19 protein-coding genes are annotated in these 18,066 nt (G+C 72.0%); 8 read left to right on the forward strand and 11 right to left on the reverse strand.

The features are described 5' to 3' along the window. Positions 1-4: 4 nt before the first annotated feature. The 4 genes from FB470_RS24320 to FB470_RS24335 all read left to right on the forward strand — a co-directional run bounded on the left by FB470_RS24320 (position 5) and on the right by FB470_RS24335 (position 4,087). On the forward strand, positions 5-1,951 hold the full coding sequence (locus FB470_RS24320; RefSeq protein ID WP_306995137.1) for an acetyl/propionyl/methylcrotonyl-CoA carboxylase subunit alpha: 1,947 nt from the start codon (positions 5-7) through the stop codon (positions 1,949-1,951). Next, complete coding sequence (locus FB470_RS24325; protein WP_306995139.1) at positions 1,948-3,105, forward strand: acyl-CoA dehydrogenase family protein; 1,158 nt, start codon at positions 1,948-1,950, stop codon at positions 3,103-3,105. Before FB470_RS24320 ends, FB470_RS24325 begins: the two co-directional genes overlap by 4 nt. 14 nt (positions 3,106-3,119) lie before the next feature. Further along, complete coding sequence (locus FB470_RS24330) at positions 3,120-3,734, forward strand: TetR/AcrR family transcriptional regulator (protein WP_306995141.1); 615 nt, start codon at positions 3,120-3,122, stop codon at positions 3,732-3,734. Positions 3,735-3,862: 128 nt separating this feature from the next. Beyond that, positions 3,863-4,087 carry a hypothetical protein gene (locus tag FB470_RS24335; RefSeq protein WP_306995143.1) on the forward strand — a complete coding sequence of 75 codons (225 nt, stop codon included), beginning with the start codon at positions 3,863-3,865 and terminating at the stop codon, positions 4,085-4,087. Positions 4,088-4,222: 135 nt separating this feature from the next. On the opposite strand, the gene FB470_RS24340 is transcribed toward FB470_RS24335, so the two are convergent. The 4 genes from FB470_RS24340 to FB470_RS24355 all read right to left on the reverse strand — a co-directional run bounded on the left by FB470_RS24340 (position 4,223) and on the right by FB470_RS24355 (position 7,475). Next, a complete protein-coding gene (locus FB470_RS24340; protein WP_306995145.1) occupies positions 4,223-4,678 on the reverse strand; it encodes a MarR family winged helix-turn-helix transcriptional regulator in 456 nt (151 codons plus the stop codon). 530 nt (positions 4,679-5,208) lie between these two features. Then, positions 5,209-5,667 (reverse strand): nucleoside deaminase, encoded by a 459-nt coding sequence (locus FB470_RS24345; protein ID WP_306995147.1) that lies wholly within the window; start codon positions 5,665-5,667, stop codon positions 5,209-5,211. A gap of 9 nt (positions 5,668-5,676) precedes the next feature. Beyond that, positions 5,677-6,774 carry an epoxide hydrolase family protein gene (locus FB470_RS24350; protein ID WP_306995149.1) on the reverse strand — a complete coding sequence of 366 codons (1,098 nt, stop codon included), beginning with the start codon at positions 6,772-6,774 and terminating at the stop codon, positions 5,677-5,679. An 89-nt stretch (positions 6,775-6,863) separates the two neighbouring features. Next, complete coding sequence (locus FB470_RS24355) at positions 6,864-7,475, reverse strand: TetR/AcrR family transcriptional regulator (RefSeq protein ID WP_306995151.1); 612 nt, start codon at positions 7,473-7,475, stop codon at positions 6,864-6,866. A 110-nt stretch (positions 7,476-7,585) separates the two neighbouring features. On the opposite strand from FB470_RS24355, the gene FB470_RS24360 reads away from it, so the two are divergent. From FB470_RS24360 to FB470_RS24370, 3 genes are read left to right on the forward strand one after another with little or no spacing between them, the layout of a single operon-like run. Beyond that, entirely contained in the window at positions 7,586-8,341 is a 756-nt protein-coding gene (locus tag FB470_RS24360; RefSeq protein ID WP_306995152.1) for an SDR family oxidoreductase, read from the forward strand. Next, positions 8,338-9,123: an SDR family NAD(P)-dependent oxidoreductase gene (locus FB470_RS24365; RefSeq protein WP_306995154.1), complete on the forward strand. Its 786-nt coding sequence runs from the start codon at positions 8,338-8,340 to the stop codon at positions 9,121-9,123. Before FB470_RS24360 ends, FB470_RS24365 begins: the two co-directional genes overlap by 4 nt. A gap of 48 nt (positions 9,124-9,171) precedes the next feature. Then, positions 9,172-9,747, forward strand: coding sequence for a TetR/AcrR family transcriptional regulator (locus FB470_RS24370; RefSeq protein WP_306995156.1), 576 nt, complete (start codon positions 9,172-9,174; stop codon positions 9,745-9,747). Between the two features lie 669 nt (positions 9,748-10,416). On the opposite strand, the gene FB470_RS24375 is transcribed toward FB470_RS24370, so the two are convergent. The 7 genes from FB470_RS24375 to FB470_RS24405 all read right to left on the reverse strand — a co-directional run bounded on the left by FB470_RS24375 (position 10,417) and on the right by FB470_RS24405 (position 16,988). Continuing rightward, complete coding sequence (locus FB470_RS24375; protein WP_306995158.1) at positions 10,417-11,517, reverse strand: acyl-CoA dehydrogenase family protein; 1,101 nt, start codon at positions 11,515-11,517, stop codon at positions 10,417-10,419. Beyond that, positions 11,514-12,701 (reverse strand): acyl-CoA dehydrogenase family protein, encoded by a 1,188-nt coding sequence (locus FB470_RS24380; RefSeq protein ID WP_306995159.1) that lies wholly within the window; start codon positions 12,699-12,701, stop codon positions 11,514-11,516. The genes FB470_RS24375 and FB470_RS24380 overlap by 4 nt, the downstream gene beginning before the upstream one ends. Then, complete coding sequence (locus tag FB470_RS24385; protein ID WP_306995161.1) at positions 12,698-13,918, reverse strand: acyl-CoA dehydrogenase family protein; 1,221 nt, start codon at positions 13,916-13,918, stop codon at positions 12,698-12,700. Before FB470_RS24385 ends, FB470_RS24380 begins: the two co-directional genes overlap by 4 nt. 3 nt (positions 13,919-13,921) lie before the next feature. Continuing rightward, positions 13,922-14,941, reverse strand: a complete 1,020-nt coding sequence (locus FB470_RS24390; protein WP_306995163.1) for a phosphotransferase family protein — start codon at positions 14,939-14,941, stop codon at positions 13,922-13,924. Positions 14,942-15,023: 82 nt separating this feature from the next. Further along, entirely contained in the window at positions 15,024-15,476 is a 453-nt protein-coding gene (locus tag FB470_RS24395) for a MaoC family dehydratase (RefSeq protein ID WP_306995165.1), read from the reverse strand. Positions 15,477-15,478: 2 nt separating this feature from the next. Beyond that, positions 15,479-16,240 (reverse strand): 3-oxoacyl-ACP reductase FabG, encoded by a 762-nt coding sequence (gene fabG / locus FB470_RS24400; protein ID WP_306995166.1) that lies wholly within the window; start codon positions 16,238-16,240, stop codon positions 15,479-15,481. Between the two features lie 70 nt (positions 16,241-16,310). Continuing rightward, complete coding sequence (locus FB470_RS24405; protein WP_306995168.1) at positions 16,311-16,988, reverse strand: DUF998 domain-containing protein; 678 nt, start codon at positions 16,986-16,988, stop codon at positions 16,311-16,313. Between the two features lie 99 nt (positions 16,989-17,087). Between FB470_RS24405 and FB470_RS24410 the strand changes: the two genes are divergently transcribed. Next, positions 17,088-18,065: an aldo/keto reductase gene (locus FB470_RS24410; protein WP_306995169.1), complete on the forward strand. Its 978-nt coding sequence runs from the start codon at positions 17,088-17,090 to the stop codon at positions 18,063-18,065. Position 18,066: the final 1 nt, after the last annotated feature.

The following is an 18,066-nucleotide window of genomic DNA, read 5'->3' on the forward strand; positions in this document are numbered from 1 at the left end:
TGACGTGATCGACAACATTCTGGTCGCCAACCGCGGCGAGATCGCCCGCCGGGTGTTCCGCACGTGCGCCACGCTCGGCATCGCCCGCACCGCCGTGTTCTCCGACGCCGATGCCGGGTCGCCGCACGTGGCCGAAGCGGACGCGGCCGTCCGGCTGCCCGGCAACACCCCGTCCGAGACCTACCTGCGCGCGGACCTGCTCGTCGAGGCCGCGCGCTCGGCGGGCGCGGACGCCGTGCACCCCGGTTACGGGTTCCTGTCCGAGAACGCCGCGTTCGCCCGGGCGGTGCTCGACGCCGGACTGACCTGGATCGGCCCGCCACCGGCTGCCATCGAGACGATGGGCTCCAAAGTGGAGTCGAAGCGGCTGATGGACGCGGCCGGCGTGCCGGTGCTGTCCGAACTGGACCCCGCCGCGGTCACCGAGTCCGACCTGCCGGTGCTCGTCAAGGCCTCCGCCGGGGGCGGCGGCCGGGGGATGCGGGTCGTGCGGTCGCTGGCCGAACTGGCCGAGGCCGTGGACAGCGCCCGCGCGGAAGCGGCGTCGGCGTTCGGCGACCCGACGGTGTTCTGCGAACGGTACCTGGAGACCGGGCGGCACATCGAGGTCCAGGTGCTCGCCGACACCCACGGCACGGTCTGGGCGCTGGGGGAGCGGGAGTGCTCGATCCAGCGGCGGCACCAGAAGGTCGTCGAGGAGGCACCCTCGCCGCTGGTCCACGACGCGATGCGCACCGAGTTGTTCGACGCCGCCCGCAAGGCGGCGAAGGCGATCGACTACGTCGGCGCGGGCACCGTGGAGTTCCTGGCGACGGACGACGGGCGGTTCTACTTCCTGGAGATGAACACGCGCCTGCAGGTCGAGCACCCCGTCACCGAGTGCGTCACCGGCCTGGACCTGGTCGCGCTGCAGATCCGCGTCGCCGAGGGGGACCGGCTGCCCGCCGAGCCGCCCGCGACGCGGGGGCACGCGATCGAGGTGCGGCTCTACGCCGAGGACCCGGCCGCCGGGTGGCAGCCGCAGAGCGGCACGCTGCACCGGTTCGAGATCCCGGGGGTGGACACCGAGTTCGCCCTCGGTGGCGAGGCCGGGCTGCGGCTCGACGCGGGCGTGGTGGACGGCTCCGTGGTCGGCGTGCACTACGACCCGATGCTCGCCAAGGTCATCGCCTGGGCGCCGACCAGGGCGGAGGCGGCCCGGCGGCTCGCGCGAGCGCTCGCCGGGGCGCGGATCCACGGTCTGCGCACCAACCGGGACCTGCTGGTCAACGTGCTGCGGCACGAGGAGTTCCTGGCCGGGCGCACCGACACCGCCTTCCTCGGCCGGCACGGCCTGGACACGCTGTCCCGTCCCCTCGCCGACGAGCGGGCGGTGCGGTGGTCGGCGACCGCCGCGGCACTGGCCGAAGCGGCGGCGAACCGGGCCACCGCGACCACCCTGGGACGGCTGCCCGCCGGGTGGCGCAACGTGCCGTCCGCGCCGCTGCGGAAGCGTTATCTGTGCGCGGACACCGAGATCGAGGCGACCTACCGCGCGGGGTTGCGGGTGGACGGCGCCGAGGTCGTCGAGGCCACGCCCGGCCGGGTCGTGCTCGACGTCGACGGCGTCCGGCGAGCCTTCACCGTCGGCCGGTACCCGGGGCTGGTGTGCGTGGACTCCGCGCTCGGCGCCGTCGACCTGGTCCCGGTCCCGCGGTTCACCGACCCGGACGCCGCGCTCGCCGCCGGATCGCTGGTCGCGCCCATGCCGGGGACCGTCCTGCGGATCGCGGTGCGGGCCGGGGACACCGTCGCCGCGGGCGACCCGTTGCTGTGGCTGGAAGCCATGAAGATGGAACACCGGATCACCGCACCCGCCGACGGTGAGGTCACCGACCTCCCGGTGTCGGTGGGCGACCAGGTCGAACCGGGCACCGTTCTCGCCGTCGTCACGCCGAAGGAGCAAGCATGAATTTCGTCGAATCGGACGAGCGGATCGCGCTGCGGAAGGCGGTCGGCGACCTGGCCCGCGGCTACGGGCACGAGTACTACACCAAGGTCGCCCGCAGCGGCGGCCACACCAGCGACCTGTGGAACGAGGCCGGGCGCCTGGGTTACCTCGGCGTCGCGGTGCCCGAAGAGTACGGCGGGGGCGGCGCCGGGATCGGCGACCTCGCCGCGGTGTGCGAGGAGTTCTGCGCCGCCGGCACGCCGATGCTGCTGATGGTCGTGTCACCGGCGATCTGCGCCACCGTCCTCGCCCGGTACGGCACCGACGAGCAGAAGAACTCGTGGCTGCCCCGGTTCGCCACCGGCGAGGTGCGGATGTCCTTCGCCATCACCGAACCCGACGCGGGGTCCAATTCGCACCGCATCACCACGACGGCCAAACGCGACGGTGGCGACTGGATCCTCAACGGGCGCAAGGTGTTCATCTCCGGTGTGGACGAAGCCGACGCGGTACTGGTCGTCGGCCGCACCGAGGACGCGAAGACCGGCAAGCTCAAGCCGGCGCTGTTCATCGTGCCCACGAACACGCCCGGGTTCGAGTACCAGCAGATCGAGATGGACCTCGTCTCGGCCGACAAGCAGTTCGGCCTGTTCCTCGACGACGTCCGGCTGCCGGCCGAGGCGCTCGTCGGGTCCGAGGACGCGGCACTGGCGCAGCTGTTCGCGGGCCTGAACCCGGAGCGGATCATGGGCGCGTCGTTCTCCATCGGCATCGCCCGGTACGCGCTGGAGAAGGGCGTGGCCTACGCGAAACAGCGCAGTGTGTGGGGCGCGCCGATCGGCAGCCACCAGGGCATCGCGCACCCGCTGGCGCAGGTCAAGATCGAGCTCGAGCTGGCCAAGCTGATGACGCAGAAGGCCGCGGCGCTGTACGACTCGGGCGACGACTTCGGTGCCGGCGAGGCCGCCAACATGGCCAAGTACGCCGGCGCGGAGGTCGCGATCAAGGCGGTCGACCAGGCGATCCAGACCCACGGCGGCAACGGCATGGCCTCGGAGTACGGGCTCGGTACCCTGCTCGGGGCCGTCCGCGTCGGCCGGATCGCTCCCGTGAGCCGGGAAATGGTGCTCAACTTCGTCGCCCAGCACTCCCTGGGCCTGCCGAAGTCGTACTGAGGAAGGAGGCCCCCGTGCCGGAGCCTCGCCAGGAGCGCAGCCGGACCACCCGCCGCAAACTCATCGACGCAGCCGTGGACTGCATCGGCGAGGTCGGGTGGGCCGGCACCACGGTCGCGCTGATCGCCCAGCGCGCCGGCGTTTCGCGCGGGGCGGCCCAGCACCACTTCCCGACGCGGGAGGACCTGGTGACCGCGGCGGTCGAGTACGTCGGCGAGGTGCAGATCGCCGAGATGCGCCGCGGCGCCGAGGGACTGCCCGCCGGGCGGTCGCGCATCGAGCCGGTCGTCGACCTGCTGCTCAACCTCTACACCGGGCCGATGTTCCGCGCGGCGCTGCACCTGTGGGTCGCGGCGTCCAGCGACGAGTCGCTGCGCCTGGTGCTGGTCCCGCTGCAGGCCAAGGTCGGCCGGGAGGCGCACCGGCTCGCGGTGGACCTGCTGGGCGTGGACGAGACGCAGCCCGGGGTGCGGGAACTCGTCCAGTCGACGCTCGACCTGGCCCGCGGCCTGGGGCTGGCGAACCTCCTCGCGGACGACACCCACCGCCGTCGCCGGATCATCCGCCATTGGGCCCGGGTCCTCGGACCCGCCCTGCCCGAGCCGGAGGTCACCTCTGTGGGTCACTGACGGCGTGTCGCGCCTCACATCGTTAACACTAATGGACCAGTGTGCGATAACTGAGTGACAACCACAGATGACGACGCAAGGGGGAGATCCCGGTGTCCGGTACAGGTGAAGAGCTGTCCCATCGAGCGATGGCGATGTTGCGAGCGGTGGCTCAGGGCCGCGCCGTGATGTCCGCCAGCTGCGAGCCGGACCTCTTCATCGACGGGGTCGCCTGCTGCGACCAGATGGCCGCGCACGCCCTCGCCCACGGCGGCTACATCCGCCCGGACGGCGAGGGGGAGCGCCTGGTGCCCGCCGTGCTGACCGACGCCGGCCGGGCCGTGCTCGCCCCGGCCGTCGCCCACGTGGCCTGACCCGATCCCGAACCACCCGCCGACCGCGCCGCGCCGCCCGCGCTGAACCGGTGGCCGGAGGAGCCCGCTCACCGGGCCCCTGCAGGGCCCCCGCCGGCGGCGGCCGTCCCCGCACCCGTTCGTCCCGGCCGCGGCTCAGTCCGCGGTGAGCAGCTTTCCGAGCAGTGCGGCCAGCTGGGCGCGTTCCCCGGCCGACAGCGCCGCGAAGGTGCGGTCCAGGAACGCCGGCGTCGCCTGCTCGGCCTTGTCCAGCGCCCGCCGCCCGGCGGGCGTGATCGTGACGGCGTACGCGCGGCGGTCCCGCGGGTCGCGTTCCCGGCGGACGTAGCCGGCCTTCTGCAGCTCGTCGGCGATGCCGACCATCACGCTGCGGTCGATCCGCAGCTCCTCGCTCAGCAGCTGCTGCGAGCACGGCCCCACGGCGGCCAGCATCTTCAGCACCAGGTGCCGGCCCACGCCCAGCCCCTGCTCGCCCGCGGCCCTCTCCGCCGCGCGGGCGACCGTGGCGGACGCCCGGCACAACGCGATGTCGAGACGTTCCGCCGCGAGCCGCGGGAAGTACGCCCCGGCCGCTTCCGATCTCACCGCCATGCCCCGGACGCTACCAGAATCGTCTTGATGCAGATCGTTTGACAGCAGATCATCTCGGGTCCGGTCCGCCACCCGCGCCGTGCGCAAGCGGCTCGACCTGACCCGGCCCGCGGCACCTCATCGAGGAGTGCGTCGACATCGCCACCCAGGCGCCCGCCGGCCGCGCTGGCACTTCCTCGTCGTCACGGGCAAGGCCCAGCGCGCCGCGGTGGCCGGCCTCTTCCGCCGCGCCGTGCAGCTCGCGAGCGGCCGGCCGGTGACCACCGGGACCTGCGGCGCATGGCCCACCCGGCGTCGTTCGTCATCCCCGCCATCGAAGGCCGCACCGACCACGCGCCGTGCTGGACCAGGCGATGACCTGGAGGTCGATCCTGCCCGCCGTCCGGAGCTTCATGCTCGCGGCGCGCAATCGCGGCCTGGGCACGGTCTGGACCACCGCGCGCGCCGCTGGCCTTCACGCTCGGCACCACGTTCCGCCCCGCTCCGCGGATCGATCGCCGCGAGGTCCGGCACTGGGACGGGGGTGAGCGTCAGGGCGTCTCGACGCCGATGTCCTCGAACCACAGCTCCGGGCGCTGCTCGATGAACTCCGTCATCAGCGCCACGCACCCGGGGTCGTCGACGATGGTGATGCCCACGCCGAGCCCGGCCAGCCAGTCGTGGCCGCCGGAGAAGGTGCGGGCCTCGCCGATCACCACGTGCGCCATCCCGAACTGCCTGATCAAGCCGGAGCAGAACCAGCACGGCGACAGCGTCGTCACCATCACCGTGTCCCGGTAGTGCGGCCGCCGCCCGGCGTCGCGGAACGCCGCCGTCTCCGCGTGCATCGCCGGGTCGCCGTCCTGGACCCGGCGGTTGTGCCCCCGGCCGAGCAGCTCACCGTCCACAGTGAACAGCGCCGCCCCGATCGGCACACCCCCCTCCGCCTTGCCGAGCAGGGCCTCTTCGCGGGCGACGGCGAGCAGCCGGCCGGGATCCGGTTTCAGCATCGTCCCACTCTAGAGCGAGCCGAAGAACCGCAGCACGTCCGCGGCCAGCAGGTCCGGCTCCTCCATCGCGGCGAAGTGCCCGCCGCGGTCGAACTCCGACCAGTGCACGATGTTGTGGTCGCGCTCGGCCAGCCGCCGCACCGGCAGCACGATGTCGTGCGGGAACACCGCGACCCCGACGGGCACCTCGACCCGGACCGGGTTGCGCCACGTGCGGCCCGACTCGCGGTACAGCCGCGCCGACGAGCCCGCCGTGCCGGTGAGCCAGTAGATCATCACGTTGGTGAGCATCAGGTCGCGGTCGACCGCGTCCTCGGGCGCGTCCGTGGAATCGGTCCAGTCCTTGAACCTCTCGACGATCCAGGCGAGCTGGCCGACGGGGGAGTCGTGCAGCGCGTACGCCAGCGTCTGCGGCCGCGTCGACTGCTGTTTCATGTAGCCGGACAGCTCGCGCTGGTACCGCTCCCCGTGGGCGAGCCGCTCGCGCTCCTCGCCGGTCAGCTCGTCGGTGTCCCGCGGCGCCGTGCCGAGCATGTTGACGTGCACGCCCACGACGTGCCCGGCATCCGACGCGCCCAGCTCGCGGGAGATCCCCGACCCCCAGTCGCCGCCCTGCGCGCCGTACCGCGAGTACCCGAGGCGGTGCATCAGCTCCGCGAAGGCGCGCGCGATCCGCGGCACGTCCCAGCCGGTCTCGGTCGTCGGGCCGGAGAAGCCGTAGCCGGGGATGGACGGGATGACCAGGTGGTGGCGCGCCGAGAGGGCCTCGACGACGGGCAGGAACTCCACCACCGAACCGGGCCAGCCGTGCGTGAGGATCAGCGGCAGCGCGTCCGGGTCGGCGGAGCGCACGTGCAGGAAGTGGATCCGCTGCCCGTCGATCTCGGTGGTGAACTGGCCCAGCTCGTTGAGCTGTCGCTCGTGGACGCGCCAGTCGTAGACCGTGCGCCAGTACCGCGTCAGCTCCTTGAGGTAGTCCAGCGGGATGCCGTAGTCCCAGCCCACGCGGGGCAGCTCGTCGGGCCAGCGGGTCAGGTCGAGGCGGGCGTGCAGGTCGTCGAGCTGGGATCGCGGGATGTCGAGGTGGAACGGCTCGATGTCGCTCATGCTGCGACGGTAGTGGTGACGGCCCTCACGCGAGGGGTGACCGACCGCTTAGTATGTGGTGTAGCGTGGGAGCCGTGGCACCGTCGCTGTCAGGGCTGCGCGCCGAGCATGCGCAGCGCCAGGTCCGCGTACTCGCGGCCGAGCATCTTGGGCGTCTTGCCGGCGCGCTCGGTGTACCAGCGCGCCACGTCGACCCCGAGCGACAGGACGGCCCGGGCGGCGATCTTGACGTCCTCGACGGTGAACTGCCCCTGCGCGACGCCCTCGCTGATCACGTCCCGCACGATCTGCTCGATGCGGCGCCGCAGGTCGGTCACGACCTGGTACTCCTTGTCCGGGAGCGCCTGCAGCTCGTACTGGACCACGCGGGCGATCGTGTGCCGGCGCGCGTGCCACGCCACGAAGTCGGCGACGATGCGGCGCATCCGCTCCCGGGGCTCGTCGTCGCGCTTGGCGACGTCCTCGACCAGGTCGAGCGTCTGCTGGTGCCCGCTCTTGCTGATGGCGAACAGCAGCGCGGCTTTCGACGGGAAGTGCACGTACAGCGCGGCGGGGCTCATGCCGGCCGCGCTCGCGATGTCGCGCGTGGTCGTGGCGTGGTAGCCGCGGCGCGCGAAGGACTCGACACCGGCCAGCATCAGCCGCCGCGCCGCGTCCGGCTGCACCTCCGGCCAGAGTTCGGCGGACAGCGAGGTCGTCATGGCGGCATCCTCCCAGTAGGGAACCGCCTGGCGGGAGACTTGACACGGCGGTCCGGCCGTTCCCATTGTAAGCGAGCGCTTAGTCAAGGTGGACAGGAGACAGGAGTCCCATGGTGAACTCGTTCAAGGATCGCGTCGCGATCGTCACCGGGGCGAGCCGTGGCATCGGCCTCGGCATCGCCCGCGAGCTGGTGGAGCGCGGTGCGCGGGTGTGCATCACCGCGCGCAAGCCGGAGCCGCTGGCCGAGGCCGTGAACGAGCTGGGCGGGCCCGGTGTCGCCATCGCCGTGCCCGGCAAGGCCGATGACGCGGCGCACCAGGAGGAGGCCGTCGCCACGACGATCGAGACGTTCGGGCGGCTGGACATGCTGGTCAACAACACCGGCATCAACCCGGTGTACGGGCCGATCCTGGACGTCGACCCGGCCGCCGCCGCCAAGATCCTCGCCGTCAACGTGCTCGCGCCGCTCGCCTGGCTGCGCCGGGCGCGGGACGCGTGGATGGGCGAGCACGGCGGCTCGGTCGTCAACGTCGCCTCGATCGCCGGCCTGCGCGCCTCGCCCGGCATCGGCATGTACGGCGTCAGCAAGGCCGCGGTGATCCGCATGACGCAGGAGCTGGCGGTCGAGCTGGGGCCGAAGATCCGGGTCAACGCCGTCGCGCCGGCCGTGGTGAAGACAAAGTTCGCCACCGCGCTCTACGAGGGCCGCGAGGAGGAGGTCTCCGCCGCGTACCCGATGAAGCGGCTCGGCGTGCCGGAGGACATCGCGGGCGCGGTCGCGTTCCTGCTGTCCGACGAGGCCGGGTGGATCACCGGGCAGACCGTCGTCCTCGACGGCGGCGTGACGCTGGGAGGTGGGCTGTGAGCTTTGCGCTGAAGGACGCGGGCGTCGTCATCACCGGTGGTGGCGGCGGGATCGGGGCGGCGCTGGCCCGGCGCTTCGCCGCCGAGGGCGCGCGGATCGTGCTGGCGGACCTCGACGCGGCGGCGGTGGAGGCGGTCGCGGCCGAGGTCGGCGCGGTCGCGGTGTCCGGTGACGCGGCGAGTGTGGACGGTGTCGCCTCGCTGATCTCGCGGGCGAACGACGAACTGGGCGGCATCGACCTGTACTGCGCCAACGCCGGCATCGCCCCGCACGGCGGACCGGAGGTGCCCGAGGAGGTGTGGGCGCGGGCGTGGGACGTCAACGTGATGGCCCACGTGCGGGCGGCGAACCTGCTGCTGCCGGCGTGGCTGGAGCGCGGTCACGGGCGGTTCCTGGCGACGGTGTCCGCGGCCGGGCTGCTGACCAGCCTCGGTTCGGCGCCGTACTCGGTGACCAAGCACGGTGCGCTGGCCTTCGCCGAGTGGCTGAGCGCGACCTACCGGCACCGCGGCATCACGGTGCAGGCGGTCTGCCCGCAGGGTGTGCGCACGAACATGCTGGCCCAGACCGGCACCAGCGGGCAGCTGATCATGGGCGCGTCGGCCATCGAACCGTCCCAGGTGGCCGATTCGGTGCTCGAAGCCTTCGGCGACGACCGGTTCCTGATCCTGCCGCACCCCGAGGTCGCCGGCTACTACGCGACGCGCGCGACGCAGACCGACCGGTGGCTCGGCGGGATGAACAAGCTGCAGCGCAAGGTGGAGGCCGCGCAGGGCGGGTGAGCTGCTTGTCGTGGCTATGCTGTCGGCGGTTCGAGGAAGGACGGGCGGATGACCGAGGAGCCGGTGCCGGCGAGGTTGTTGGCGGTGGCGACGCGGTTGTTCGCCGAGCGGGGGTTCGACCGCACGTCGGTGCAGGAGATCGTCGCGGCGGCCGGCGTCACCAAGGGCGCGATGTACCACTACTTCGGCTCGAAGGACGACCTGCTGCACGAGATCTACAGCCGCGTGCTGCGCCTGCAGACCGAGCAGCTGGAGAAGGTCGTGGCCGCCGGCGAGCCGGTGCGCGAGCGTCTGCACGCGGCGGCCTGTGACGTCGTGGTGAGCAGCATCGAAAACCTGGACGACACGACGATCTTCTTCCAGTCCATGCACCAGCTCAGCCCCGACAAGCGGAGAACGGTGCGCGCCGATCGCCGGCGGTACCACGTGCTGTTCCGGTCGCTGATCGAGGAAGGGCAGCGGGACGGGGTGTTCCGGGCGGACAAGCCGGCGGACATCGTCGTGGACTTCTTCTTCGGCTCGGTGCACCACCTGGGAGTCTGGTACCGCAGCGACGGGCAGCTGAGCGCACAGGAAGTGGGCGCGCACTACGCCGACCTGCTCGTGGACTCCCTGCGTCCCTGACGGCGCGAAGCGCGCGTGCCCCAAAAAGGAGCTGGGTGGTCATCCCGTCGCCTGAGGCCGTCACATCACTGTGAGCCAGGCCCGCACCCTGCGCCGGGTCCGGCGGCCGAAAGACCAAAGCGTGCGGGCCTGGCTCACAGTGATAGGCCTCAATCAGGCGACGGGATGACCACCCAGCGACCACCCACCCAAGGCGAGCCGACAACGCTCCCCGGTCATCCCGGAGCCTGCCCGTCCGGCGAGGACATCTTTTGATCTTTTTCTTTGGCCTTCGGCCAGGGGCGCCTCACGGCGCTGGGTGGTTGCCTTGGGTGCCGACCTCCCCCGCCCCCTCCGGTTGGAGGGTTTCGGTCGCCGAGCAGGCGTGTCAAGGCGGGAAAGAGTACCTTGACACGCCTGGTCGGCGACCAAATGCGGGCTGGGGATCGGGGGCGGGGGAGGTCTGGTGACGTCGCACTTCCCCTTGCGTTGCCGGGCGCCTGGGGGGGCGGGGAGGTCTGGGGACGTCGCACCTCCCCTTGCGTTGCCGGGTGCCCGGGGGGTGCGGGGAGGCCTGGCGAGGCCGCACCGCGCCTGGCGTTGCCGGGCGCCGGCCGGCGGCGCACGGGGGCACGGAGAAGGGGAGGCCGGCGCCCAGCGGACGCCGGCCTCCCCCGGAGACGAATCCGCTTACGCGGGCGGCAGGTTCACCAATCCCGCCAGGGCGGCCCGGTGCCGCCCGGGTGTGCCGAGCGCCAGTTCGTCGCTCTTGGCGCGCTTGAGGTACAGGTGCGCGGGGTGCTCCCACGTCATCCCGATGCCACCGTGCAGCTGCACCGTCTCCTCGGCCGCGTGCAGGGCGACCGCGGAGCAGGTGGACGCCGCCACGGCGACCGCCACCGGCACGTCCTCGATGTCGTTCGCCAGCGCGTCCGCGGCGTACCGGGCCGTCGCGCGGGCCGACACGATCTCCAGGTACAGGTCCGCCAGCCGGTGCTTGAGCGCCTGGAACGAACCCACCGGACGGCCGAACTGGTAGCGCTGCTTCAGGTACGCCACGGTCTCGTCCAGGCACCACTGTGCGAGCCCGACCTGCTCCGACGCCAGCAACCCGGCGCCGGCCAGCAAAGCCCGCCGCACGGCGGCCGCCGCGCGATCGGGTCCGGCCAGCAGCCGCGAGGAAGCGTTGTCCAGGGTGACGTCCGCCAGACGGCGCGTGAGGTCCAGCGACACGACCTCGGTGATCGTCGCCGCCGTCTTCTCCACCGCGTACAGCCCCGGCCCGTCCGGGCCGGCCGCGGGCACGATCAGCACGTCCGCCACCGGCGCGTCGGCCACCGTGCGGATCGTCCCGCTCAGCGCGCCCTCGGTGTTGGCCTCCACGCCGCCCGGGAACCCGGCGTCCGGCGCGAGGGTCAGCGGCACGGCCAGCGCGCCGATCAGCTCGCCGCCCGCCAGCCGCGGCAGCAATTCCTCGTCACCGGCCGCCTGCAGGGCCGCCGTCGCCAGCACCGCGCTGCCCAGGAACGGTACCGGCGCCACCGACCGGCCCAGCTCCTCCAGCACGACCGCCACCTCGCGGTAGGACGCGCCCTGCCCGCCCAGCGACTCCGGCACCGCGAGCCCGGCCAGGCCGAGGTCCGCGGCCAGCGTGCGCCACAGCTTCAGGTCGTACGGCTCGGCGCTCTCCGTCCGCGCCAGCACGGCGGAAAACCCGGCCTGGTCGGCCAGCAGGTCCCGGACACTCGCCCGGAGGTCCTCCTCGACCTCGGAGTAGAGAAGATCACTCACCGCGGCAGGTCCTTCCACGCGACGTCCTTGTCGACCCGCGGCTCGGACGGCAGCCCGAGCACGCGTTCGGAGATGATGTTGCGCAGCACCTCGGAGGTGCCGCCTTCGATGGAGTTGCCCTTGGCCCGCAGGTACCGGTAGCCGGGCCCGCGCCCGAGCATGTCGACCTTCTCCGGACGGCGCAACGTCCAGTCGTCGTACCGCAGACCGTCCTCACCGGACAGTTCGATCTCCAGCCCGGTCAGGGCCTGCTGCAGGTTCGCGAACGCCAGCTTCATCGCCGAGCCCTCCGGCCCGGGCGCGCCGACCGCCAGCTGCTGGCGCAACCGCTGCCCGGCCAGGCGCGCCGCCTCCGCCTGGACCCACAGCTTCAGCAACCTGTCGTGCAGCTCGGGCGTGCGCAGCTCCGGCCGGTCCCGCCAGGTCCGGGCGACCATCCCGATCAGCCCGCCCTCACGCGGGATCGCGTTGCCGCCGATCGCCACGCGCTCGTTCATCAGCGTGGTCTGCGCGACCTTCCAGCCCTCGCCGACCGCGCCGAGACGGTTCGCGTCCGGGATCCGCACCCCGGACAGGAACACCTCGTTGAACTCGGCCTCACCGGTGAGCTGCCGCAGCGGCCGCACCTCGACACCGGGGTCGGTCATGTCGCAGATGAAGTACGTCATGCCCTGGTGCTTGGGCACGTCCGGGTCGGTGCGGGTGACCAGGATGGCGAAGCGGGCGATGTGCGCGACCGAGGTCCACACCTTCTGCCCGGTGACCACCCACTCGTCGCCGTCCCGCACCGCGCGGGTGCCGAGCGCGGCGAGGTCGGAGCCGGCGCCGGGCTCGCTGAACAGCTGGCACCACACCTCCTCGCCGGTCCACAGTGGACGCAGGTAGCGCTTCTTCTGCTCGTCGGTGCCGAACCGCAGGATCGTCGGCGCGGCCATGCCCAGCCCGATGCCGATCCGGCGCGGGTTGTTGTCCGGGGCGCCGGCCTCGGCCAGCTCGGCTTCGACGACGTTCTGCAGCTCGCGCGGCGCGTCCAGGCCGCCCAGGCCTTGCGGGTAGTGCACCCAGGCCAGGCCGGCGTCGAACCGCGCCCGCAGGAACTCCAGCCGGTCGGTGCTCTGCGGCGGGTGGGCGGCCAGCAGGTCGGCCACCCGTGCCCGCAGGTCGTCGGCGGTCAGCGTGCTCATCGAGCCTCCGATCGGTACTTCTTGAGCTCGCGGTGGGCGAGCGAGCGCTTGTGGACCTCGTCCGGTCCGTCGGCGAACCGCAGCGTGCGGATTCCGGCCCACATCTGCGCCAGCGGGAAGTCCTGCGACAGCCCGCCCGCGCCGTGCGCCTGGATCGCCTTGTCCAGGATCCACTCGACGGTCTTCGGGGTGGCGATCTTGATCGCCTGGATCTCGGTGTGGGCGCCGCGGTTGCCGACGGTGTCCATCAGCCACGCGGTCTTGAGCACCAGCAGCCGCAGCTGTTCGACCTTCACGCGCGACTCGGCGATCCAGTCCTGCACCACGCCCTGCTCGGCGATGGGCTTGCCGAAGGTGGACCGGCCCAGGGTGCGGCGGCACATCATCTCGATGGCCCGCTCGGCGATGCCGATCGAGCGCATGCAGTGGTGGATCCGGCCCGGGCCCAGGCGGGCCTGCGCGATGGCGAACCCGTCGCCCTCCTCGCCGATCAGGTTGTCGGCGGGCACCCGCACCTCGTCGAAGATGACCTCGGCGTGCCCGCCGTGCGAGCCGTCGTCGTACCCGAACACCTGCATCCCGCGCTTGACGGTCACACCGGGCGTGTCCCGCGGCACCAGGATCTGGCTCTGCTGCCGGTGCGGTTCGGCGTCCGGGTCGGTCTTGCCCATGACGATGAAGACCTTGCAGTTCGGGTTCATCGCGCCGGTGATGTACCACTTGCGGCCGGTGATGACGTAGGAGTCGCCGTCCCGGCGGATGCGGGTGGCGATGTTGCGCGCGTCCGAGGACGCCACGTCCGGCTCGGTCATCGCGAACGCCGAGCGGATCTCGCCGTCCAGCAGCGGCTGCAGCCACTGCTTGCGCTGCTGCTCGGTGCCGAACATCGCCAGCACTTCCATGTTTCCGGTGTCCGGTGCGGAGCAGTTCAGCGCGACCGGCGCGAGGTGCGGGCTGCGGCCGGTGATCTCGGCCAGCGGCGCGTACTGCAGGTTGGTCAGCCCGCCGCCGTGCTCACCCGGCAGGAAGAAGTTCCACAGGCCGCGCTTGCGCGCCTCGGCCTTGAGGTCCTCGACCACGGGCGGGAACGTCCACGGGTTCGCGCGCTCGGCGAGCTGCTCCTCGTAGACCGGCTCGGCGGGGTAGATGTGGGAGTCCATGAACTCGAGGAGCCGCTCGCGCAGTTCCTCGGTGTGCGCGTCGAAGGCGAAGTCCATTGATCAGTCCTTCAGGGTGTCGAGGCCGAGCGAAACGAGCGGGACCACCGCGGCGCCGATCTGGTCGAAGCCTTCACCGACGGTCTGGCCCTGGCTGAACCGGTAGTAGATGCCCTCCAGGATCACGGCGAGCTTGAAGAAGGCGAACCCCACGTACCAGTCCAGCGCCGAGACGTCCCGGCCGGAGCGGGCGGCGTAGCGCGCGATCATCTCGTCGGTGCCCGGGTAACCGGGGGCGGTGCTGACGTTGGACACGATCTCCAGGTTGACCTTGCCGCGCTCGGCGTAGGCGACGAGCAGGGCCAGGTCGGTGAGCGGATCGCCGAGCGTGGACATCTCCCAGTCCAGCACGGCGGTGATGCGGTCGTCGGCGTCGACCAGGACGTTGTCCAGCCGGTAGTCGCCGTGCACGATCGCCGCCGGCCCGGACGCGGGGATGGCGCGGGCCAGCTGGTCGTGCAGGTCGTCGATGCCCGGCAGGTCCCGGCTCCGCGAGGCGTCCAGCTGCTTCTTCCAGCGCCGCACCTGGCGTTCCAGGAAGCCCTCCGGGCGGCCGAAGTCGCCGAGGCCGACCGCGGCCGGGTCGACGCCGTGCAGGTCGACGAGGGTGTCCGTCAGGGACTCGGCGATCGCCCTGGTGCGCTGCGGCCCGAGCACCTCCAGCTCGCTCGCCGCGCGGTAGGGCGTGCCCTCGACGAACTCCATCACGTAGAACGGCGCGCCGATCACGTCGGTGTCCTGGCACAGCGTGATCGTGCGCGGCACCGGCACGGCGGTGTCGCCGAGCGCGCTGATCACCCGGTGCTCGCGGGACATGTCGTGCGCGGTGGGCAGGACGTGCCCGAGCGGCGGCCGGCGGACGACCCAGCGGGCGGTGCCGTCGCCGACGATGTAGGTCAGGTTCGAGCGGCCGCCCTGCACCACCTGGCCGGTCAACGGCCCGCGCACCAGCCCGGGGGAGTGCTCGTCGAGATACCGGCGCAGGCGCTCGAGATCGAGTCCGGGCAGTGCCTCCTGGCTCACTGGTCCTCCTTGCCTCGTTGCTATACCGACCAGTCGGTATGTCCCACCGTAGCGGAAACCCGCCCGGAGGCGGGTCTTCGCGTCAGGCGATGAGCCGCGTGACCCACTCGGCCACGCACGCCGGCTTGGACTCACCGTCGATCTCGATGGTCCAGCGCGTCACCACCTGCTTGCCGCCCGGCACGTCGGTGACCTCGGCCAGTTCGGCGACGCCGCGGATCTTCGAACCGACCTTGACCGGCTGCGGGAACCGGACCTTGTTCAGGCCGTAGTTGATCCCCATCTTCAGCCCGTCGACGCGGTAGGTGGCCGCCGAGAGCAGCGGCAGCACCGACAGCGTCAGGAAGCCGTGCGCGATCGGGCCACCGAAGGGGCCCTGCTTGGCCTTCTCGACGTCGACGTGGATCCACTGGTGGTCGCCGGTCGCATCGGCGAAGGTGTTGACCTGCTCCTGCGTGACGGTGTGCCAGTCGCTCGTGCCCAGCTGCTGGCCCACGGCCGCGGTGAACTCGTCCAGTCCGGAAAACACGCGCATGATCAGTCCTTCGGTCCGCCGGCGACGTAGATGACCTGGCCGGACACGAAGCCCGCGCCCTCGCTGACCAGGAACGACACCGTGTTGGCGATGTCCTCGGGCTTGCCGACGCGCTGCACCGGGATCTCCTTGGCCGCGAAGGCCTTGAAGTCCTCGAACGGCACGCCCAGCCGCTCCGCGGTGGCCGCGGTCATGTCGGTCTCGATGAAGCCCGGCGCGATCGCGTTCGCGGTGATGCCGAACTTGCCCAGCTCGATGGCCAGGGTCTTGGTGAAGCCCTGCATCCCGGCTTTGGCCGCCGAGTAGTTGACCTGACCGCGGTTGCCCAGCGCGGAGGTGCTGGACAGGTTGACGATCCGGCCCCAGCGCTGCTCGGTCATGTGCTTCTGGACCGCGCGGGTCATCAGGAACGAGCCCTTGAGGTGCACGTTCATGACCGAGTCCCAGTCCTCGTCGGTCATCTTGAAGATCAGGTTGTCCCGGGTGATGCCGGCGTTGTTGACCAGCACGGCCGGCGCACCGAGCTCCGCGGCGACCCGGGCGACGGCGGCCTCGACCTGCTCGGTGTTGCTGACGTCCAGCGCGACGCCGATCGCCTTGCCGCCGGCCGCGGTGATGTCCTCGGCGCCCTGCTTCACGGACTCCTCGTTGAGGTCCAGCAGGGCGACGGCGAAACCGTCCGAGGCCAGCTTGCGCGCGACGGCGGCGCCGATGCCTCGGCCGGCGCCGGTCACGATGGCGACCCGGGAGTGGGACTCGGTCACGGGAAATCCTCCTCGTCGTTGAGCGCGGTAAGCGAGCGCTTAGAAAGTTACTCGCCTCCGCGCGTGGCGCCTAAGTGACCTGGGTCACCCGCGTCCGGTTCGATCGTAGTAACGGCACAGCCAGCGTGGCGAGCGCGAGCAGTTCGGTGGCCGCGAGCAGGCGTTCGACCAGGCCTAGCGGAATCGTCTGCCACCACGGGCCGCCACCGGCGAGCGTGTAGGCGATCGCGCCGAGGATGAGCCCGAACCAGGCGAGCGAGACGATCGCCAGCGCGCGGGCCGCCCACCGCCAGCGCGGCGAGTCCGGGAAGATGCGGCGCGCCGCCAGCAGCAGCCCGATCGGCAGGCACACGAACCCGACGACGCTGGAATAGCGGTGCACGACCCCGCCCAGGCTCGGGCCCACCGACCAGTCGGTCTTGGGGAACGCGACGACCACCAGCAGGCTCACCGTCCACAGTGCACCGAGGACGACCGCGGCCGAGCGTGCCGGCAGCGCGCGCATCAGCACGTGCGCGGCGAACAGCACCGCCGAGCCGACGGCGATCAGCAGCACGGCGATGTCGAAGATCCACTTGTTGGTGCTCAGCGCGTACTCGCTGATCGTGCGGCGGACCGGGCTGATCCGGTCGGTCGGCGGGAGGAACTGCAGGAGCAGCACGAGAGCGGCGCCCCCGGCCAGTGCGGCCAGGCAGGCCAGGGCCAGGACCCGCAGTGAGCGGGAGGGGATCGGGGCGGTGGCGGTCACCTGCCCGAGTCTAGGGACGGCGCTGTGGGGGTTTTGTGATCTTCCGGGCGGTTTCGGCTGGTCCGCGCGGCGCTGGTGGTGCCGCCTAGGATCATCGGTATGGAGCAACGGGTTCTCGGCCGCACCGGCCGGCCGGTGTCGGTGGTCGGACTCGGCACGTGGCAGCTGGGCGCCGACTGGGGCGAGGTCGCCGAGGCCGACGCGCTCGCGGTGCTGACGGCCGCGGCCGAGGCGGGCGTCACCTTCTTCGACACCGCCGACGTCTACGGCGACGGGCGCAGCGAGCGGATCGTGGGACGGTTCCTGCGCGAGCGCCCGGGGATCTTCGTGGCGACCAAGATGGGCCGACGCGCGCCGCTCGACCCGGCCCAGTACACGCTCGACAACTTCCGGGCGTGGACCGACCGGTCGCGGGCTAACCTCGGCGTGGACCGGCTCGACCTGGTGCAGCTGCACTGCCCGCCCACGGCGGTCTATTCGAGCGACGCGGTGTTCGACGCGCTCGACACGCTGGTCGCCGAGGAGCGGATCGCCGCGTACGGGGTGAGCGTCGAGACGTGCGACGAGGCGCTGACCGCGATCGCCCGCCCGGGCACGGCGAGCGTGCAGATCATCCTCAACCCGTTCCGGCTCAAGCCGCTCGACCGGGTGCTGCCCGCCGCGGCCGAGGCCGGGGTCGGGATCATCGCGCGGGTGCCGCTGGCGTCCGGCCTGCTGTCCGGCCGCTACACGAAGGACACGGTGTTCGCGGCGGACGACCACCGCACGTTCAACCGCCACGGCGAGGCGTTCGACCAGGGCGAGACGTTCTCCGGGGTGGACTTCGCGACCGGGGTGGAGGCGGCGGAGGAGTTCGCCGCGCTCGCGCCTCCCGGGGCCACGCCGGCACAGACCGCCCTGCGGTGGATCATCCAGCAGCCGGGGGTGACGTCGGTGATCCCGGGGGCGCGTTCGGCGGAGCAGGCGCGGGCCAACGCGGCGGCGGCTTCGGTGCCGCCGCTGCCGCGGTCCACCCTGGACGCGGTGCGTGACCTGTACGACCGGCGCATCCGCGCGCAGGTGCACCACCGCTGGTAGT

The sequence above is a fragment of the Amycolatopsis thermophila genome (assembly GCF_030814215.1).
GTDB lineage: Bacteria > Actinomycetota > Actinomycetes > Mycobacteriales > Pseudonocardiaceae > Amycolatopsis_E > Amycolatopsis_E thermophila.

Bases quoted from the DNA above. Each gene is read 5' to 3' on its own strand.
- FB470_RS24325 (WP_306995139.1), top strand. From the start codon at position 1,948: ATGAATTTCGTCGAATCGGACGAGCGGATCGCGCTGCGGAAGGCGGTC.
- FB470_RS24335 (WP_306995143.1), top strand. From the start codon at position 3,863: ATGGCGATGTTGCGAGCGGTGGCTCAGGGCCGCGCCGTGATGTCCGCC.
- FB470_RS24340 (WP_306995145.1), bottom strand. From the start codon at position 4,678: ATGGCGGTGAGATCGGAAGCGGCCGGGGCGTACTTCCCGCGGCTCGCG.
- FB470_RS24345 (WP_306995147.1), bottom strand. From the start codon at position 5,667: ATGCTGAAACCGGATCCCGGCCGGCTGCTCGCCGTCGCCCGCGAAGAG.
- FB470_RS24350 (WP_306995149.1), bottom strand. From the start codon at position 6,774: ATGAGCGACATCGAGCCGTTCCACCTCGACATCCCGCGATCCCAGCTC.
- FB470_RS24355 (WP_306995151.1), bottom strand. From the start codon at position 7,475: ATGACGACCTCGCTGTCCGCCGAACTCTGGCCGGAGGTGCAGCCGGAC.
- FB470_RS24360 (WP_306995152.1), top strand. From the start codon at position 7,586: ATGGTGAACTCGTTCAAGGATCGCGTCGCGATCGTCACCGGGGCGAGC.
- FB470_RS24370 (WP_306995156.1), top strand. From the start codon at position 9,172: ATGACCGAGGAGCCGGTGCCGGCGAGGTTGTTGGCGGTGGCGACGCGG.
- FB470_RS24380 (WP_306995159.1), bottom strand. From the start codon at position 12,701: ATGAGCACGCTGACCGCCGACGACCTGCGGGCACGGGTGGCCGACCTG.
- FB470_RS24385 (WP_306995161.1), bottom strand. From the start codon at position 13,918: ATGGACTTCGCCTTCGACGCGCACACCGAGGAACTGCGCGAGCGGCTC.
- FB470_RS24395 (WP_306995165.1), bottom strand. From the start codon at position 15,476: ATGCGCGTGTTTTCCGGACTGGACGAGTTCACCGCGGCCGTGGGCCAG.
- FB470_RS24410 (WP_306995169.1), top strand. From the start codon at position 17,088: ATGGAGCAACGGGTTCTCGGCCGCACCGGCCGGCCGGTGTCGGTGGTC.